A 19,351-nucleotide genomic window follows, 5' to 3' on the forward strand; every position below is an offset into this window, starting at 1 on the left:
TTAGTTTGTCTAGCATCTAAAATAAAAATTGACGTTTCACGTTGTTTGTTTCGTTCAGTTTTCAAAGAACTTGTCCGCCGCTTCAGAAGCGACTTCATCATATTAACATCTTCATTTTTCGATGTCAACTAAGTTTTAAAATTTCTTTTTTGTCGTTTTCTGCGTTTCCGCATCAGCGACGTTTATTAATATACCATCACACTTTTTAAATAACAAGTGTTTTTTTTATAAAAATATAAAAAAATTATCCACCCTACTTTCTTCTATAGAAATAACTATTATCCTCTCTACTAAAAATAGTTATTCTGATTGTATACTACTACACTTCATTCAACAAAATTGAATTTCACAATACCTTCCCAAATTTTCATTCTCTTCTATATTAAGGTTTATAATAATTATCCTTCTATAAAATAACTATACAAATTAGCCGTAAGAAAAAATCCCATCTACATTAAACAGCCACTCGCGCGCATTACCCCCTTCCTTCTCATTCGAAAATTCCCCCCCTACAAATTAACAACATTCCAATCCTAATATAAACTTAAGGATATTGTTAGAATTTTTTTACATTTAATTAATGAAAAATATCCATTTTTTGTTATATAGTAAGAAAGGACGCACTCAACTATAAATAAACCAATGGAGGAATTATTTTATGGATAGGTTAACAAAGTTTTCATTAAAAAACCGAGCTGCCATTATCATCATGATCTTTCTCATTTCCATACTCGGTGTTTATTCCGGCTCTAAATTACCTATGGAATTTTTACCAAGTATCGACAATCCGGCAATTACCGTCACAACCTTATCTCAAGGACTCGACGCTGAAACGATGACAAAGGATGTAACTGATCCTCTCGAAAAACAATTTCGCAATTTAGAACACGTCGACACCATTACTTCTTCTACATACGAGGGATTATCACGTATCGACATTGCGTATACATCAAAAGCAAACATGAAAGATGCAGCACGCGAAGTCGAAAAAGCCGTCAATACAATTAAATTACCTAAAGATGTAACCAAGCCCGTAGTTAGTCAATTAAACACTTCTATGATTCCACTCGCTCAAATTACTATCCAGAAACAAAACGGTTTTTCAAAAGCAGATGAAAAACAAATTGAAAAAGAAATCGTACCACAACTCGAAAACATTGATGGTGTTGCCAACGTTATGTTTTTCGGAAAATCCACCTCTGAATTATCTATCGTACTTGATCCGAACCAATTAAAAAACAAAAACGTAACATCACAGCAGGTACTAACTGTTTTACAAGGAAAAGAAACTTCTACTCCAGCTGGGGCAATTACTGTTAATCAGGAAGAATACAACCTCCGCGTCATTGGGGACATAAAAAATGTAAATGACATTAAAAACATCACTGTGGCACCCCAAGTGAAATTGCAAGACATTGCTCAAATTGAAATTAAACAACACTACGATACAATCTCACATATAAACGGAGAAGAAGGCACAGGATTAATCATCATGAAAGAACCGAGTAAAAATGCAGTTGCCATTGGAAAAGAGATTGATAAAAAAGTTAAAGAGATAGATAAGGAATATAAAGATCAATTTTCTATTAAACTTTTGGCTTCAACCCATGAACAAGTTGAAAATGCTGTTACTAGCATGGGAAAAGAAGTAATACTTGGAGCAATTGCTGCAACTCTAATTATCTTAATCTTTTTACGTAACTTCCGAACAACACTCATCGCTGTTGTCAGTATTCCATTATCTATTTTATTAACACTCTTTTTACTACATCAATCTAACATTACGCTTAACATTTTAACCCTCGGTGGTTTAGCTGTTGCGGTTGGACGTCTCGTCGATGATAGTATCGTTGTCATCGAGAATATTTTCCGCCGTTTACAAAAAGATTCTTTCTCTAAAGATATCATTCTCGATGCAACGAAAGAAGTCGCAGTCGCAATTACTTCTTCTACTTTAACAACGGTCGCTGTTTTTTTACCTATCGGCCTCGTAGCGGGAGCAATCGGAAAATTAATGTTACCTATGGTATTAGCAGTTGTATATTCTATACTATCATCCTTAATCGTTGCACTAACAGTTGTTCCACTTATGGCTTTTTTACTACTCAAAAAAACAAAGCATCGAAAGCCAAATTCTTCATCACGATATGTCGCTACATTAAAGTGGGCTCTTTCTCATAAATTCATTATTCTACTTACTGCATTTTTATTATTTGTAGGATCAATTGCAGCTTATATATTACTACCGAAAGCAAACATAAAATCTGAAGACGACACAATGTTATCTATTAACATGACATTTCCAGCCGATTATAATGCTGAATCTCAAAAACAAAAAGCATTTGATTTTGAAAAGAAATTACTTTCTAATTCAGATATAACAGACGTTATTTTACGAATGGGATCTAGCGCAGAAGATGCTCAATGGGGGCAAACAACTAAAAATAACCTCGCTAGTATATTCGTAGTCTTTAAAAAAGGTTCTGATATTGATCAATATATTAAAGAGTTAAAAAAGGAAAATAAAATTTTTGAGCCTGCTGAACTTGATTATATAAAAACAAGTTATTCAAGCTCTGGCGGCGGCAATAACTTACAATTTAACGTAACAGCTACTAACGAAGCGGATTTAAAAGAGGCGGCTACTATCGTTGAAACAAAACTAAAAAGCATGGATGATCTTTCTAAAGTAAAAACAAATTTAGAAGACTCTAAAAAAGAATGGCAAATTCATATTGATCAAACAAAGGCTGAACAACTAGGTTTAACACCAGAAATAGCTGCGCAACAAGTAGCATTCCTTATGAAGAAATCACCTATTGGCGAAATTACAATTAATAATGAAAAAGCTACTATTATGATAGAACACAAAAAAGAAAACATTAATAAACAAGAAGATATTTTAAATACAAACATACTATCACCTATTAATGGACCAATACCTTTAAAAGACATCGCAACTATTTCAGAAAAACAAACGCAAACAGAAATTTTCCATAAAGACGGAAAAGAAACAATCCAAATTACAGCCGAAGCTTCAAATGAAGATTTGAGTAAAGTAAACACAGCAGTAAATAAAGCGATGACTGACTTAGATTTACCTAGTGGTGCAAAAGTAAATATCGCAGGAGCTACTGAATCTATGCAAGAGAATTTTACAGATTTATTCAAAATTATGGGGATCGCAATCGGGATTGTATATTTAATTATGGTTATCACCTTTGGGCAAGCACGTGCTCCTTTTGCAATCCTATTCTCCTTACCGTTAGCTGCTGTCGGTGGTATTTTAGGATTAATCATTTCACGAACACCTGTTGATGTAAATTCCTTGATCGGCGCATTAATGTTAATCGGGATTGTTGTTACAAACGCTATTGTATTAATAGAAAGAGTCCAACAAAATCGGGAACACGGAATGGAAACTAGAGAAGCCTTACTTGAAGCAGGTTCTACTAGACTACGCCCAATTATTATGACAGCTATTACAACAATCGTTGCTATGCTCCCACTCCTATTTGGCCAATCCCAAGCAGGAAGTATGGTATCAAAAAGTTTAGCCGTCGTTGTCATCGGCGGTTTGGCAGTCTCAACTGCTCTTACATTAGTAGTCGTTCCAGTTATGTATGAACTATTAGATAAAATCGGGAGAAAAAGACGCTCCCGTAGGAAAATAAGTACTTCTACAGAAACACCTGATATTTAAAAACAAAAGGCGTTATCTTCACAAATGAAGATAACGCCTTCTCTCTATTTAGTCATAAAATCCATCATTTTTTCCACATATTTCTCTATAGGTTTACTAGAATCCACGATCTAAATTACATCTGTTCGTCTATATAATTAATCACAAATTCAACAATCGCTACGTCCTTTCCTTCTATAATTAAAATACAAAAGAACCCCCTACTTATAAATAGAGAGTTCTTCTTTATAATTTATGCCGCTTTTACCTTTTTCGTTGTTTTACTTTTTCTTTTCGTTCCTGTAAAGCGCTTGTGTAATATAGATGCTATCAAGCGTGAAATAACATTGAATAGTAATACCATAATAATTAATACAGCTGCAGATTTTGTCGCAATCAACTTCGCATCTGGAATAACTCCTTCAGAATTTAATTTCCAAATGTGAACCGCTAATGTTTCAGCTGGTCTAAACGGATTTAAAGGATGCGCAGGACTTGATAAATCCGCTGCTGAATTTAAAATCGGGGATGTTAAACCCGCTGTGTAAATTAATGCTGCCGCTTCCCCAAATATACGACCCGCCGCTAAAATAATCCCTGTAATAATTTGTGGTAATGACGATGGGATAATAATACGAGCGATTGTTTGCCACTTCGTTGCACCTAATCCAAGACTTGCCTCTTTTACATTATGAGGAACTTCTGAAATCGCATTTTCACAAACACGCGTTAAACCTGGTAAATTTAAAATAGTTAAAGCAAGAGCACCACCCATTACTGTGTATCCCCAACCTGTCATTGTAACGAACACTAACAAACCAAATAAACCAACAACAATAGAAGGTAAAGATGCCATTGTCTCGATACATAGACGAACAAAATTTAAAAAACGTCCTTGTTTTGCGTACTCTGCTAAATATATTCCAGCACCTAATCCAAGAGGAATAGATATAATAAGCGTTATAACAAGCATGTAGAAGGAATTGAATAACTGCGGACCAATCCCACCACCAGCTCTTGTATTGCTTGGTTCTCCAAACAAGAAATTAGGATCCCAAAACCCCCATCCCTTTTGTAAAATTTCAAATACTAAGAACACTAGCAAAGCTACAACTAAAGCTGCAACCGCATAAAAGATACCTGTCCAAACTTTATTTACCGTTCTTGCATTCATTATTATCGCTCACCTCTTTGCCCAATCGCTCGAATTACTAAAATAAACAGGAATGAAATAACAAGTAAAATCATCGCTAAAGTCCATAGCGCATTGTTCCAAGCAGTTCCGTTCAATGTATTCGTCATGTCCATTGTTAAAATACCAGTTAACGTCGCTGTCGGACTATATATTCCTTCTGGTAATTTAATCGTATTCCCGATTACCATTTGAACCGCTAGCGCTTCACCAAAAGCACGCGCTAAACCTAAAACAACACCTGTTAAAATCCCTTTCTTCGCAGCAGGAACAATTACTCGGCTAATCGCTTGCCATTTCGTTGATCCTAGACCATAAGAAGCTTCTAAATAATCAAATGGAACAGAACGTATTGCATCAGAAGCGATACTAGCAATAGTAGGTAAAATCATAATACTTAATACAACAATACCTGCAATTAAACTAAAGCCTACTCCCCCAAACGAATCACGTAATAGTGGTACTAAAATCGTAACACCTAATAATCCGTATACAACCGAAGGAATACCAACTAACAATTCTAGAACAGGCTTCAATACTTTATTTCCAAACTTTGGCGAAATTAAATTCATGAATATAGCAAGAGCTATAGCAATTGGTGCACTAATAATAACCGCACCTAACGAAACCACCGTTGAACCTACAATGAAAATTAAAGCCCCGAAGGATCCTTGATCAGCATTTGGATTCCATTTTGTCGATGTTAACATCTCAGTAAATGAGATACCACTTTGTGTAAAAGATTGAATACCTTTCCCACAAATAAACGCAATAATAGCTAATGTAATTAAAACAATAAAAATACCACAAAACGTAACAAGTGATCTTCCTATATATTCACTTTTTACGTAATTAATTTGTTTTTTCCCCTTCATCACAGGACAGACCCCACTTCACAGATTGAAATGAACAGGACTGGCCTTGCAGCCAGCCCCATAAAATTTTATTACTTATTTAATTTAGACATTGGAATGTAGCCCATATCTTCTACTTGCTTTTCAAAATCTTTACCTTTTACATAATCGATGTAAGCTTTTGTTGCTTCCTTCGCTTCACCTTTTGTTACCATATATTCGTAAGACCAGAATGGATATTTACCAGACGCAATGTTTTCAACTTTCGGTTCAGCACCATCAATTTTCACTGTTTGTAGTGCGCCTTTTTTCTCGCCGACCATGTAAGACATTGCTAAATAACTCACCGAACCAGGAGTAGAGTTAATCGCTTGCTCTACTGCACCGTTAGAATCTTGTGTTGTACCAGTTCCATCATTAATTTTCGCGTCTTTCATAATCGTTTTTTCAAATGTAGCACGTGTACCAGATGAAGCCGGACGGTTAATTACATTGATTTTTTCATCTTTTCCGCCTACTTCTTTCCAGTTTGTTACTTTTCCAGTGAAGATATCTTGTACTTGTTGCATTGTTAAGTTATCAACTTTTACATCTTTATTTACGACAAGAGCGAATGCAATACCCGCTACCTTGTTATCTACTAATTCTTTCGCCTTTTCAGCATCTTTTATTTTATCTCCGGACGGAACATCTGAATTACCAATTTGTACTGCACCAGATGCTACTTGGTTAATCCCAGTTCCACTACCGCCACCTTGAACTTGAATAGAAACTTTTGAATTTTTCTCCATGAATTTCTTTCCAGCTTCCTCCGCAAGAGGTAGAAGAGCTGTAGAACCAGCCGCTGCAATCGTACCTGATAATTCTTGTTTTGTATTATCGCTTCCTTTAGCAGTTTCTTTACTAGTTGTATCTTCTGCTTTCCCACAACCAACTAATGCTCCTGCTACCACTAAAGCTGCTAAAGAAAATTTAATACCTTTTTTCATAACCATGTCTTGTACCCCCATTTGGATTATCACTTTTCGAATTCATTTTCTTTCGAACACAAATTCATTGTAGGACAACAATATTATGTGAGTGTTAAGCAATTTTTAATTTTAAGTAAATGACGATAATAATCCTTAAAAGCTAGAAATCCCAACATTTATAGTTAAATAACCCAACAAAAACCACACTAACTACGCTGCAATGTAAATATATTCTTAACAATGTAAATTCAATGTAAATGTTTTTCTCTCTTTTTCCCTTTTCGTTAAAGTTACATTTACAATTCCGCTGTATTTTGTAATTTTTACACACCTAATTTATGCACATTAAAAATAATTTCAGTAATATTTTTTAGTACAACTAAATAAATTGGAACAATTCTAAAAATAAATGAATATTTTTAAAGTACTAATTGACAACATAATCCAATGTAGTCTACTATATTACTAACAAAAAGTTTACCTTAGGAAACTTTTTAAACTCAAACTAAAAATATAGAGATGAGGTAACTTTTATGGTATCGGCTAATATAAAACCACTTTCCGAATTTAAAATAGGAGAGTTTGTACAAATTGAGAAGATACAATTAGAAGGAACTATGAAACGACGCTTATTAGATTTGGGATTTATCCCGGGGGCGACGATTAAAGTATTGCAACGCAGTCCACTTGGAGATCCGGTCGCTTATCAAGTGAGCAACACAACTATTGCACTGCGTAAAGAAGAAAGCTCCCTTATTTTCGGGGTATTAATAGGAGATGATTTCAGATGAGCAAACATCGTATCGCTTTAGCTGGTAACCCGAATACAGGGAAAAGTACATTATTTAATACTTTAACAGGCTTAAAACAACATACTGGAAACTGGACGGGAAAAACTGTTTTAAAAGCTGAAGGAGAATATGAACATAACGGAAGTAATTATACATTAATAGATTTACCGGGAACTTACTCACTATACTCAAATTCCGCAGACGAAGAAGTAGCGAGGGATTATATTATATTTGAAAAACCAGAAGTAACTGTAGTTGTTATAGACGCAACTGCTATGGAAAGAAATTTAAATTTAGCACTCCAGGTGATGGAGATGACAAATAATGTAGTCATTTGCATTAACTTAATTGATGAAGCCGAGAAAAAAGGGATTGTTATCGATGAAAAGAAATTAGCAAAATCACTTGGTGTACCTGTCGTTAAAGTTTCAGCACGTAACCGAGTAGGTATTGGTCATTTGCTAAATGTTATTGCAAGAGTAGCAAATAAAAAACTAATTCCAACACCAATTAAAATTACTCACAGCGAAAAAATCGAAAATATGATTCAGGAATTAGAACCACAAATTTATAAAGTGTTCGGTGATACGTATCCAGCACGTTGGATTGCGTTACGTATATTAGATGGAGATAAAAATTTCTTAACTACACTTCAAAAACACCATAATGAACCACTTGTAAGGGAGGTCGTAATTAATGGAATCTCACTCAGCCAGTAAAGCTCTTCCATTAGACTATATTATTCAACATGCACAAACACTTTCAAAAGAAGATATACGAGATGATATAGTCGGAGATATTTACCGAACATCTGCAAGCATATGTAAAGAATCTGTCCAATATACAAATACTGATAAATTATATCGTTCCGAAAAACTAGATACAATTTTCACATCTCCAATCTGGGGATTCCCAATTATGCTCGGTATTTTATCTATTATTTTTTATCTTACAATTGCAGGCGCTAACGTACCATCTGATATGATTGCCGAATTCTTCGGATGGGCCGAAGGATATTTAACATCTTGGTTCCAAGCAGCGCATGCACCTGAATGGTTACATGGCATTTTAATACTTGGTTTGTTCCGTGGTATCGGTGCTGTTATTAGCGTTATGTTACCACCTATGGCAATCTTTTTCCCAATGTTCGCGCTATTAGAAAACTACGGATACTTACCACGTGTCGCGTTTAATATGGACCGCTTATTCAAACGATCCGGCGCACACGGGAAACAATCTTTAACAATGGCAATGGGATTTGGTTGTAATGCAGCAGCCATTATGTCAACACGTATCATTGAATCACCACGTGAACGCATGCTAGCAATTTTAACGAACAACTTCGTTCCTTGTAACGGTCGCTGGCCTATGTTAATTCTAATGGCTTCACTATTTATGGCTGCTGGTTATACAGGCAGTATGCAAACATTGGTTACTGCTGGCGTTGTAGTCGGAATGGTTGTAATTGGTGTTATTATGACATTAACTGTTTCTTGGGTACTATCAAAAACAGCCTTAAAAGGGGTTCCAACTCACTACACACTTGAGTTACCTCCGTACCGCAAGCCAAAAGTTTGGAATACAATTGTTCGCGCAACACTCGATAAGTCAATCTATGTTTTAAAACGAGCTATAGTTGTTGCTGCCCCTGCGGCTGCATTAACTTGGTTACTTGCTAACATTTTTATTGGTGACACAAGCTTACTTATGTATTTTGTAAACTTTCTAGATCCATTTGCTAAAATGTTAGGACTTGACGGCTTTATTCTAGCTGCATTCATTCTTGGACTACCCGCTAATGAAATTGTAATCCCAATTTTATTAATGTCTTACTTATCAACTGGGGCTTTAACTGAAATAGATGATTTTAATCAAATTAAAAATCTATTCCTAGAAAATGGTTGGACTTGGTTAACAGCGTTAAACACAATGTTGTTCTCACTTCTTCATTTCCCGTGCGGAACAACACTTGTTAATATATACAAAGAAACAAAAAGTGCAAAATGGACATTCTTATCGTTTGCAATCCCTACCGTTATCGCCATTGTTGTTACATTCCTCTCTACACAATTGGTACATTGGTTAGGGCTTGTATAAAGCAAAGCATACATAGAAGGTATCCCCCTTCACATATGCTTTGCACGAAAGAAACCTGAAATTATTCAGGTTTCTTTTTTTGCACATCAGCATTCCACGGCTGTGCTCCATACGTTGTGAGTTTTTTATGAATAAAATATATAGTTCCTGGAAGAACTGCCATTAATATCGTGCAACTAATTCCTAATCCAGTAAACAACTTTCATCACCTTATTTCACTCTTTTCGGTAAAGCTGAACCTGAATGTTCAATTGTTGGATGAACATGAACAGTAATTTCAGCATTACTAAAGTAATTTTCGCCTTGATCCCAATTCTTACTTACCTTTTTCCACTCTTTATAATTATGTCGCTTATACACTTCCCCTAACTCTAGTACATCTACCTTATATTTTTTTTGAACAAGTTTAATTGATTTTTGAATACGCTTCTCCATTTCTTCCGATATATCCTTCTCTAAACGCTTTTCATTCAAAACCTTTTTATGATCACTAAAATGCAACTCAGCCAATGTGCCTTCCAGAGATAAATGAATATCAAACTTTGGTTTTGTAGCATTCGTTGTGGATACTTTAATTTTTCGACGTAACTTATGAATTTCATATGTAATAAGTTGATTCTTTTTACGGATGGTAAAAAAACCTCCAATTTTTTTACCTATTATATAATTCATCCCTACTGTTTCTTCCCCACTCAAATTGCCTACACATTTATTATCCTTTCCACGAAACAATGCTGCACCGTTCATTTGTACTCCTTGTTTTGTTAGTTCCAGAATAGGTAATACAAAACTTCGGTTAGAGATCATCTTTTCCTGCACCTCACCAATTCTTGCAGCCTCAATCATTTGGGCATTTTTCGGAGGGTGTTCAGCTAACATATCAATATACTGCGCCGGTAAATTTTCAGGCTTGGCACTTTGTTTTAAAATAGCTTCGGCATTTTTATTAGAAACGAACAAACGAATATTTCTTCTCATCTCATGATCGCGAATATATACATCTAACGTATTTTGTAAAATGTATGGATGTGAAAGTAATTCTTCAGAGAAAATAATCACCTGTATATGAGGGAAAAATAATGTACGACTAATTTTTTTGGCGATTATTCTTATTTGTTCAAATACACTATCTGCTTTTGCACTAACATTAATATAATTTTCGCTATCCCCACCCCCTTGTCCACCCTGTTGAGACAATTTACTGGGGAGTACCATCTGATAGGTCCCTTTCATAATTGGATTCGCTTTCTTCTCCTTCACAATATCGTAAGCCGCTCCTACTACAAATCCTCTTTCTTCTATCTCTTCTAACTCAGAACACCCACTCATAAATCCAGTTAAAGCCATAACCATTATAATTTTAAGAAGGTGTTTCATTTCCACCATTCCTTCTTTTTATTTTATATACAATTAAAACGAGCAAAGGAGCTAACACAACAAACCCCATATCTATCCAAGCTAAATAAGTCCCATAACTTGATAAAGTATTTAAACTACTAGGTATCATATTCACCATAAAAATAATAGGGGCACTTATGAAAATAAAAATTTGTTTCTTCACTTTCGGAAACATAGCACAAAACAATAAAGATGCGACGTCATAATACATTGCTGTAGTGTTATAAATAGTAATAATCCAAGTCGTAAAAAAAATCGCATCAAACCTTTCTAAAAATCCTCCACCAATTTCAATTTCTTTCCCTAATTCAATTGTTGGATATGTCAATCCACGTGTTGTCATATACGTAAAAACACTAATACAAGTTACATAAATTAAAATGTATGACAGCACGTTTACCATCACCGCTTTCGCGACTGCCATTGGCGCTTTTTTCGCTGTCTTATCATTCAGCAACACCGCATAAAATAAAGCTACTTCAAATCCAATAAACGTAAAAATAGAATTTTTAACTCCAACAGCATATTGACTTACTTTCGTTTGAAAAGCTGGTAGTAAATTATTTATTTCCATTAAATTTATATTCAATAAAGAAAGAAGTACTATCGCAATTAAAACAATAGGCAAGAATAAAACATTTAACCTTAATAAGGCTGCTCTTGATCCTGCTATTCCATAAATAACAACTAATAAGAAGAAAAAAGACAGTAGTTGTATTGGTGTATCACTAAATAAATACGTTTGAGAAATAACTGAAATCATTCGCGATTCATACGCTGTCAAAGCAGCAAACGTTAATACTAAAATACTACTAATTGTGTATGCAACAGGCTTCGTCAAATGCGCACTCGTATATTGAACAAAATTTTGTTTTGGAAATAAGATAGCCACTCTCGTCACAAACCAGCCTAAAACTGCGCAGATCAATCCACCCAAAAGCAAGATAATCCAACCGTCCGAAAATAAAGTTTGGTTAGCGATATCTCTCGGCATAGACAATGCCCCTATACCAATAATGGTCGATGATACCGCAAACCCAATTTCCCGAGATCCAATCTCTTCATCGCCATACTCAAATGGTTTCACTTATTTTCGCTCCTTTGGACGTATTGTAGAATCTTTTGTTTGTAAGTACTCTGGTCTATCTTTCAACATCGATTTTGGCATGCGAATAAATTCTTCTTTCCAATCTTTATAAAATGCAGGAGCAATGGGAGTTGTATACGGTATACCAACACTTGTTAAATTTGTAATATGAATAGCAAGTGCAATCAGAGCTAGAATAATCCCATACAGTCCAAAAGCCGTTGCAGCTAATACAAAGACGAAAAGTAAAATTCGGAACGTAATCGTAATACTATATACAGGAAGCGAAAACGTAGCAATCGCAGTAACTGCAATAATAATAACTAAAAACGGATTTACAATCCCTGCATTTACCGCAGCTTCTCCAATTACAAGACCTCCTACAATCCCTATCGTTTGCCCCATCGGTTTCGGCAATCGGATTCCAGCTTCTCGTATTAATTCCATAGTCAAGGCCATCATTAACGTTTCAATATATGCTGGAAACGGAACACCTTCCCTCGCACCTGCAATTGAATAAGCCAGTTTAGAAGGAATAAGTCCTTGATGATAAGATACAAGTGCTACATACATAGCTGGTAACAAAACCGCGATTATACCTGAACCCATACGTAAAAATCTTAGTAACGTTCCAATCACCCAGCGCTCGTAATGATCTTCTACAGATTGAAAAATATCAACAAACACAAGCGGTGCAATAAGGGCAAACGGAGATCCGTCTACTAAAATGGCCGCTTTTCCCTTCGCTAATGACGCTATAATATTATCTGGCCTCTCTGTATTCAAAAACTGTGGAAATGGAGATAAATTATTATCCTGAATTAATTGTTCAATCGTACCTGTTTCCAAAATAACATCTGTCACTATTGATTGAAGACGGCGATCTAACTCTTTTACAATGTGAGGATTAATAATATCTTCTATATATACTAGGGTTACTTCTTTCTGCGATCGCTTCCCCATAATATAAGATTGGAACCTCAACTTTGGATCGCGTAAACTGCGTCGGATTAACATTTTATTCACATTAATATCTTCATTTAATCCAACTCTCGGTCCGCGTATTAAATCTTCTGTCACTGGTGGCTCTAAACTTCTCTTCTCCCAAGCCCTACTATTAATAACGATAGCAGTTTGAATATTATCAATTAATATAACTGTATCTCCCGCTAAAATCGCATTTATAATATCCGGAAACGTTGTCTTCTTACCCACTTCCGCAATAGAAATAAAACGATCCAATAACGTCTGAACGACAGCCGCTTCATTTTGCACTTCTTCATATTGAAGAGTACGAACTACATATTTATAAACATTATCCTTGTCTGTTAACCCACATAAAAACACAACCGCACAACGTGTAAAACTCCCAGCAAGAACAACTTCTCTAATTGTTAAATCATTAGGTGAACCTAACTCATCCCTAATTTCTTTCATAACTTCAAATAAGTTACCTTCAAGCTCTAACAATTTCCCCACCTAACTTCCTTTTCAACAAGTTTTTAGTTAGATTCCGCTAATTGAAGAAAATATATACAAAAAAGAGCTATCTCTTTTCAAAGATAGCTCTAATAAAGTAAAACTTTAATCAACCCTCACCAATCGGGCTTTTACAGGCAGCAGGGCCCCCACCTAACTTCTTTGCTTCCGCTGAATTTTGAGGTGGGGGTCTTACTGCTTGTTAATGGGGGATAAACGAATTACTTTTCCACTATTATAGTGTTTTTCTTTATAAATACACCTTTTGTAAATCCACTGACTACAAACATCACAATTATATTAATTAACAATGCGACTATACCTACATTCAAATCTTTTATATACTGCGGGAAACTCGGAAACATCGTGGCTATAGTTGAACCAGATAAGGTAATATATGCGACCACTAATAGCCCAACTCCCATTCCTGCAATAGCTCCTTGCTTCGTAATAATTTGACGTGGAAACAAACTACATACAAGTGCAGGGAAAAGTTGTGTAACGATACTGTATCCCATTAATAGAAGCGCTCCTATCGTTTCTCCTCCTTTGAATGTAAATAAAACTGCCACGAGCGTTACTACAGGCACAAATAATTTTGCCATCTTAGCAACTTGTCTATCTGAAGCAGATGGAACTATCGTTCGATAAATATTTTTCGCTAACAGTGTAGAAGCCGCCATAACAAGCATCGAACCCGGAACCAATGCCGTTAATACTCCCGCACTACCAATAATTCCAATAAACCAAGGGTCAAACGTTTGAAGAGCAAGTCTGAACAATGAAAGGTCTACATCCGCTCCTTTTAATCCCGGAACCTGTAATATAGCAGCAAATCCTGCAAAAAATACGAAAAGTAAAACTAAAGAATACAATGGCATAATTGCTGCATTTTTACGAAATACTTTTTCATTTTTTGCAGAAAAAGCAGAAGCAAATGTATGAGGCCACATATAGAAACCGAGGGCCGTTAATATAATAGTAGAAACAAACCAAGAAATACTCATTCCTTCTTCAGTTAAAGATAAAAATCCCGGTTTCGCTGCCTCTACAGCCTCAAACATCGGCTGAAATCCTCCATAATAATGATACGGTAAATATATACCTAAAAACATAACGATAAACAGTATCATAATATCCTTCAAAGCGGCCGTCCAAGCCGAACCATGTATACCTGAAACCATTACATATATAGTTATAACAATAGCACCAATCCAAACCGCAACAACAGGTGACACCCTTCCGTAAGAAGCTTCTGAAACGATAATTCCCAGTCCTTTTAACTGTAAAACAAGATATGGGATGATGGAAACAACACCAACAATTGAAACAATAATCCCAAGCGCTTTACTTCTATATTTCTTCGCAAAAAAATCCGACTGTGAAACAAGGTTATGCTCTTTCGCATACTTCCAAATCGGTGGCAATAAAAAATACGATAAAAGATAAGCTAAAGCGCCATAGCCTAAAATATAAAAGGTAGGTGCTCCTTTACTATACGCCCAGCCACTTCCTCCCAAAAATGTAAACGTCGTATAAATTTCACCTGCCATAAGGAGAAAAACAAAAATAGTGCCAAACCCTCTTCCCCCAACTGACCATTGCTCTAAATTCATATCTTTTCCATGTTGTGCCCGAATCCCTAAAAATAGTGCGAGAAACAAAAATAAAATAATGATAAGTAATGCAGTCATTTTACATCCTCCTTATTAGCAGGATCAAACACGTACACAAGCCCCATACAAAAAGATGTAATAAACACTGATAATAATACCCAAAATAATAAAAATGGCATCCCTAATACGTAAGGAGTAACTGAATTCGCAAATATTGGCCCAACTACTAAACAAAGAACTGGGATAAGCGCTAGAATGTGTATTTTCTTCATCTCATTCTCCTTTACTTATAAATTTCATAATGGCTGATACAAAGACTTCCACTCCAATCGGTAATGCATCTTCGTCAATCGTAAAACGAGGGTGATGGTGAGGATATATAATACCTTTCTCTTTATTTCCCGCTCCGATAAAAAAGAATGTCCCCGGTGCCTTTTGTAAAAACGCTGAAAAATCTTCTCCAGCCATCGTCGGCTGTAAACGAACAACTCTATCCCTTCCATAAAGTTGTAAGGCCGTTTGTTCAATAAGCTCTGTAGCTTCATAGTCATTTACAACTGGTCGATACCCATATTCATATGAAAATGTATATTTCGCTCCGTAAGATTCCGTAATATGCTTCACAATCCGCTCAATCTTCTTCTCTGTTTCACCTCGTAATTCATGTCTTAAACTTCTCACTGTCCCTTCAATCTCGGCTTGCTCTGGTATTACATTATGAGTTGTCCCCGCATGAAATTGCGTAACAGATATTACGAGAGAATCTAATGGATTCGTGAGGCGAGATACAATTTGCTGAAGTTGCGAAACGACTTGTGTTCCGATTGCAATACTATCCACCGTTTCATGAGGGATTCCAGCATGTCCACCTTTTCCCTCTATCTTAATTTTAAAAACATCCGGTGCAGCCATTGCAGGACCATAAATAACACCTATTTTCCCAACCTCTAACGACGCCCAAAGGTGAGCACCAATAATATAATCCACACCTTCCATTACACCTGCAGCAACCATCTCCTCTGCACCACCAGGAAAATTCTCTTCAGCATGTTGGAATAGAAAACGAATCTCCCCTTTAATCTTCTCTCTTTCTTCTACTAACTTATATACAACCCCAAGTAATATCGCTATATGTCCATCATGACCACATGCATGCATTACACCTTTATATGTAGAAATAAAATCAAACTCATTTTCTTCATGAATAGGAAGAGCATCCATATCGGCGCGAATCGCAACTGTTTTGCCCGGATGTTTACCTACTAACTTTGCCATCACACTATATTTAGTCGGCCGTGACACTTCTAAACATGGAAATTTCCGAAGTATATCGAACACAAACTGCGATGTTTTTTCTTCTTGAAAAGATAACTCTGGATACTTATGAAAATGCCTTCTCCACTCAACTAACTGATTTTTTGACAAAACAAGTTCCTTTGCAACATCCATTTCTCTTCTCCCCTTCTTCACCAAGTTAAATGTTATTATAACGTGAATTGTTAACTTTTAAAAGAATCTTCTGAATTTTCAGTGATGATAAACTAAAAAGAAAAAGCCATCCAAAAGATGACTTTTTCATTATTATAAAATAGTAATTGCTTGTTTTCCCATTTGCTCCCAAGCTTTCTCAAATTCTGCTCGCGGAACAGCCAAACGTGGATTATTTTTAAGAGGATCATTTACATATACAAAGTTTTGATCATATCCAATTACTACTGCACTATGCTCATAATATGTAATTTTCACTTCGCCTGAACTCGTATTCCATGTTTCAAAACTACTTTCAGCTAGCGGCTTAAACGTCGTATTAATAATGACCCATACCGGAGAGCCTGAACTAATTACTTTATATATATCTTGCATGTCTCTACCTGTTAAATTAATTACTTTTTCAGGAACATATTTTTCTGCTAAATCAAAGATTGGTTTATTGTACACACCATATCCAGGCTCTGCCTTTGTATAAATATTTCCCACAAATCCCTCGTAAGGATTTCCACGCAAACCATTTTGTTCAAATGGAACACGATGAATTTCGCTAGCAAGTTGCATCTTATCTACTTGTACACCTTTATATTGGAGCAACATAGCTAAACTTGTCACTTCACATCCTCGAGGTAATTCTGGTAATTGTTTAATAAACGGAACATCTTCAATCATAGCTGCTTCTTTCATTTCAGATAGAAATTCTAGGCGTAGAACTTGCGCCTTTTGCATGATTTTATCTTTCCCTATAAAAAACGCAGCAGCAATTATAATCCCAAAAACAAAAAGATATTTTAACTTTTTCATTATAAACAAAACTCCATTAATTATTATTTTACAGACACAACTCTTATCATTGTACCCTTCTTCTTACTAGTTTGCTAGAAAGATCATGTGAATTATCGCTCATAGAATGAATTATAAAAATTCTAATTATTTTTAATAAAAAGAAAAATAAATATACATTTCCAGAATATTTTGCTAAAATCAAAATTGTTAACATAGTGAAGATATCACCATGTTAACAAACATTCTTAGAGTATTTAGTCATAGTTCGTTTTTTTACATACTCCATTCATTTCATAGCAAATAAACCGAGTGTGTGTTGCATCCCCCACTAATGATTAAAAACTCAGAATAAAACGAAGTTCACACATTCAAGAAAATACGGGGTGAGGGCATATGAATCAACAAATTGAACAAACAGATTTAAAACGAACAATGAAAAGTAGACACCTATTTATGATTGCACTCGGCGGTGTTATCGGAACCGGGCTATTTATGGGATCTGGTCAAATTGTCCATAATGCCGGACCTGGTGGTGCTATTCTTGCATTTTTAGTCGGTGGATTTGTTATGTATTTAACGATGTTATGTCTTGGTGAATTATCCGTTGCTATGCCAGAAGCAGGTTCATTCCAAAGTTATGCAAGCAAATTCATTTCACCTGGTTTTGGATTTGTTGTTGGTTGGATGTATTGGTTAAATTGGGCTGTTACAGTTGGCGTGGAGTTAACAACTGTAAGTATTTTAATGAAACGCTGGTTTCCAGACGTTTCTTCCTGGATTTGGTGCGTTACATTTGCAGCAGCACTCTTCCTTGTAAACGCTTTATCAGCAAAAGCATATGCAGAAGCAGAGTTTTGGTTCGCAAGTGTAAAAGTCGCGACAATTGTTATTTTCATCGTGCTTGGTGGTGCTGTTATGTTCGGTCTACTAGACTTCAATGGAAAGCCAGCTCCAATGCTTCATAATTTCACTGAAAATGGTGGGCTATTTCCAAACGGTGCATTAGCTGTTCTTCTTACGATGATTACAGTAAATTACTCCTTCCAAGGAACAGAATTAATTGGAATCGCTTCAGGAGAAAGTGAAAATCCTGAAAAAACAATTCCAAAAGCAATAAAAAATACAATTTGGCGAACTCTCTTCTTCTTCGTCTTAGCGATATCAGTTGTTGTAGGTTTACTCCCATGGCAAGAGGCTAATCTAGTCGAAAGTCCCTTTGTACTTGTATTTGATGTAGCCGGTGTCCCATATGCAGCAGACATTATGAACTTTGTTATTATTACAGCTGTATTATCCGTTGCTAACTCTGGTCTATACGCAAATTCTCGTATGCTGTGGGCGATGGCAAAACAAGGAATGGCAAGTCCAGCATTTACGAAATTAACTAAAAAAGGTGTACCGCTAAATGCATTAATTTTCAGCCTGATTTTCGCTAGCCTGTCCTTACTAACAAGTGTATTTGCGGCAGATACTGTCTTTCTAGTTTTAACATCTATTGCAGCAATGGCTGCCGTTGTAGTTTGGATGTCAATCGCCGCTTCACAGTTTTTCTTCCGTAGAAATTTCGTGAAAAATGGTGGCGACATAAATGATTTAAAATATCGTACACCGCTCTATCCACTCGTTCCAATCGTAGCGTTCTCGCTCAATTTCATTATATTTGTTAGTTTGGCTTTCATTCCAGATCAAAGAATTGCTCTTTATTGCGGCATTCCATTTATGATTATTTGTTACATTTTATACCAAGTTAAATATAAAAAAATTGTCACACTTGAACAGCCACGAACTGTCACACAAGAAATAAACTAAATATACAAAATATTCAGCTATCTTTCTTATCATAAGATAGCTTTTTTCTATTTCTTGGATATCCTGGTATAACTTTATTTATCTTAAAATTTTCACAATCA

16 protein-coding genes are annotated in these 19,351 nt (G+C 35.6%); 5 read left to right on the plus strand and 11 right to left on the minus strand.

The features are described from left to right. Window positions 1-658 precede the first annotated feature (658 nt). The gene (locus tag QO049_RS25270) at window positions 659-3,703 is read left to right on the plus strand and encodes an efflux RND transporter permease subunit (RefSeq protein ID WP_284489590.1); all 3,045 of its coding nucleotides are present in this window, start codon (window positions 659-661) and stop codon (window positions 3,701-3,703) included. Window positions 3,704-3,935: 232 nt separating this feature from the next. On the opposite strand, the gene pstA is transcribed toward QO049_RS25270, so the two are convergent. The 3 genes from pstA to QO049_RS25285 form a co-directional block, all read right to left on the minus strand. Continuing rightward, window positions 3,936-4,856, minus strand: a complete 921-nt coding sequence (gene pstA / locus QO049_RS25275) for a phosphate ABC transporter permease PstA (protein WP_000994140.1) — start codon at window positions 4,854-4,856, stop codon at window positions 3,936-3,938. 2 nt (window positions 4,857-4,858) lie between these two features. Then, window positions 4,859-5,749, minus strand: coding sequence for a phosphate ABC transporter permease subunit PstC (pstC, locus tag QO049_RS25280; RefSeq protein WP_000676676.1), 891 nt, complete (start codon window positions 5,747-5,749; stop codon window positions 4,859-4,861). A 71-nt stretch (window positions 5,750-5,820) separates the two neighbouring features. Beyond that, window positions 5,821-6,723: a phosphate ABC transporter substrate-binding protein PstS family protein gene (locus QO049_RS25285; protein WP_000245109.1), complete on the minus strand. Its 903-nt coding sequence runs from the start codon at window positions 6,721-6,723 to the stop codon at window positions 5,821-5,823. Between the two features lie 509 nt (window positions 6,724-7,232). On the opposite strand from QO049_RS25285, the gene QO049_RS25290 reads away from it, so the two are divergent. Genes QO049_RS25290 through QO049_RS25300 form a run of 3 tightly spaced genes read left to right on the plus strand, consistent with a single transcriptional unit; the run spans window position 7,233 to window position 9,587 of the window. Continuing rightward, a complete protein-coding gene (locus tag QO049_RS25290) occupies window positions 7,233-7,490 on the plus strand; it encodes a FeoA family protein (protein ID WP_000252982.1) in 258 nt (85 codons plus the stop codon). Further along, window positions 7,487-8,209, plus strand: a complete 723-nt coding sequence (locus tag QO049_RS25295; protein WP_284489591.1) for a FeoB small GTPase domain-containing protein — start codon at window positions 7,487-7,489, stop codon at window positions 8,207-8,209. The genes QO049_RS25290 and QO049_RS25295 overlap by 4 nt, the downstream gene beginning before the upstream one ends. Further along, entirely contained in the window at window positions 8,187-9,587 is a 1,401-nt protein-coding gene (locus tag QO049_RS25300; RefSeq protein WP_284489592.1) for a nucleoside recognition domain-containing protein, read from the plus strand. The genes QO049_RS25295 and QO049_RS25300 overlap by 23 nt, the downstream gene beginning before the upstream one ends. A gap of 61 nt (window positions 9,588-9,648) precedes the next feature. Here QO049_RS25300 and QO049_RS25305 read toward each other — a convergent pair whose 3' ends face one another. From QO049_RS25305 to QO049_RS25340, 8 genes are all read right to left on the minus strand, one after another. Further along, window positions 9,649-9,786: a hypothetical protein gene (locus QO049_RS25305; protein ID WP_098559404.1), complete on the minus strand. Its 138-nt coding sequence runs from the start codon at window positions 9,784-9,786 to the stop codon at window positions 9,649-9,651. Window positions 9,787-9,797: 11 nt separating this feature from the next. Continuing rightward, window positions 9,798-10,964, minus strand: coding sequence for a spore germination protein GerLC (gerLC, locus tag QO049_RS25310; RefSeq protein WP_000681631.1), 1,167 nt, complete (start codon window positions 10,962-10,964; stop codon window positions 9,798-9,800). Continuing rightward, window positions 10,948-12,072 carry a spore germination protein GerLB gene (gene gerLB / locus QO049_RS25315; RefSeq protein WP_000802008.1) on the minus strand — a complete coding sequence of 375 codons (1,125 nt, stop codon included), beginning with the start codon at window positions 12,070-12,072 and terminating at the stop codon, window positions 10,948-10,950. Before gerLB ends, gerLC begins: the two co-directional genes overlap by 17 nt. Further along, window positions 12,073-13,551: a spore germination protein GerLA gene (gerLA, locus tag QO049_RS25320; RefSeq protein ID WP_139147433.1), complete on the minus strand. Its 1,479-nt coding sequence runs from the start codon at window positions 13,549-13,551 to the stop codon at window positions 12,073-12,075. Between the two features lie 221 nt (window positions 13,552-13,772). Next, the gene (locus tag QO049_RS25325) at window positions 13,773-15,245 is read right to left on the minus strand and encodes a sodium:solute symporter family protein (protein WP_016112167.1); all 1,473 of its coding nucleotides are present in this window, start codon (window positions 15,243-15,245) and stop codon (window positions 13,773-13,775) included. Beyond that, window positions 15,242-15,439, minus strand: coding sequence for a DUF3311 domain-containing protein (locus QO049_RS25330; protein ID WP_000719833.1), 198 nt, complete (start codon window positions 15,437-15,439; stop codon window positions 15,242-15,244). Before QO049_RS25330 ends, QO049_RS25325 begins: the two co-directional genes overlap by 4 nt. A 1-nt stretch (window position 15,440) precedes the next feature. After that, the gene (locus tag QO049_RS25335) at window positions 15,441-16,616 is read right to left on the minus strand and encodes an amidohydrolase (RefSeq protein WP_016117179.1); all 1,176 of its coding nucleotides are present in this window, start codon (window positions 16,614-16,616) and stop codon (window positions 15,441-15,443) included. Between the two features lie 132 nt (window positions 16,617-16,748). Further along, window positions 16,749-17,459, minus strand: a complete 711-nt coding sequence (locus tag QO049_RS25340; protein WP_000734482.1) for a C39 family peptidase — start codon at window positions 17,457-17,459, stop codon at window positions 16,749-16,751. Window positions 17,460-17,834: 375 nt separating this feature from the next. Between QO049_RS25340 and QO049_RS25345 the strand changes: the two genes are divergently transcribed. Further along, window positions 17,835-19,250, plus strand: coding sequence for an amino acid permease (locus QO049_RS25345; protein WP_284489593.1), 1,416 nt, complete (start codon window positions 17,835-17,837; stop codon window positions 19,248-19,250). Window positions 19,251-19,351: the final 101 nt, after the last annotated feature.

The sequence above is a fragment of the Bacillus sp. RB3 genome (assembly GCF_030164735.1).
Lineage (GTDB): Bacteria > Bacillota > Bacilli > Bacillales > Bacillaceae_G > Bacillus_A > Bacillus_A cereus.

Excerpts from the sequence above, each read along its gene's own strand:
- QO049_RS25325 (WP_016112167.1), bottom strand. The coding sequence starts at position 15,245 with ATGACTGCATTACTTATCATTATTTTATTTTTGTTTCTCGCACTATTT.
- QO049_RS25345 (WP_284489593.1), top strand. The coding sequence starts at position 17,835 with ATGAATCAACAAATTGAACAAACAGATTTAAAACGAACAATGAAAAGT.
- QO049_RS25270 (WP_284489590.1), top strand. The coding sequence starts at position 659 with ATGGATAGGTTAACAAAGTTTTCATTAAAAAACCGAGCTGCCATTATC.
- QO049_RS25290 (WP_000252982.1), top strand. The coding sequence starts at position 7,233 with ATGGTATCGGCTAATATAAAACCACTTTCCGAATTTAAAATAGGAGAG.
- pstA (WP_000994140.1), bottom strand. The coding sequence starts at position 4,856 with ATGAATGCAAGAACGGTAAATAAAGTTTGGACAGGTATCTTTTATGCG.
- QO049_RS25330 (WP_000719833.1), bottom strand. The coding sequence starts at position 15,439 with ATGAAGAAAATACACATTCTAGCGCTTATCCCAGTTCTTTGTTTAGTA.
- QO049_RS25300 (WP_284489592.1), top strand. The coding sequence starts at position 8,187 with ATGGAATCTCACTCAGCCAGTAAAGCTCTTCCATTAGACTATATTATT.
- gerLC (WP_000681631.1), bottom strand. The coding sequence starts at position 10,964 with ATGAAACACCTTCTTAAAATTATAATGGTTATGGCTTTAACTGGATTT.
- QO049_RS25335 (WP_016117179.1), bottom strand. The coding sequence starts at position 16,616 with ATGGATGTTGCAAAGGAACTTGTTTTGTCAAAAAATCAGTTAGTTGAG.
- QO049_RS25295 (WP_284489591.1), top strand. The coding sequence starts at position 7,487 with ATGAGCAAACATCGTATCGCTTTAGCTGGTAACCCGAATACAGGGAAA.
- QO049_RS25340 (WP_000734482.1), bottom strand. The coding sequence starts at position 17,459 with ATGAAAAAGTTAAAATATCTTTTTGTTTTTGGGATTATAATTGCTGCT.
- pstC (WP_000676676.1), bottom strand. The coding sequence starts at position 5,749 with ATGAAGGGGAAAAAACAAATTAATTACGTAAAAAGTGAATATATAGGA.
- QO049_RS25285 (WP_000245109.1), bottom strand. The coding sequence starts at position 6,723 with ATGGTTATGAAAAAAGGTATTAAATTTTCTTTAGCAGCTTTAGTGGTA.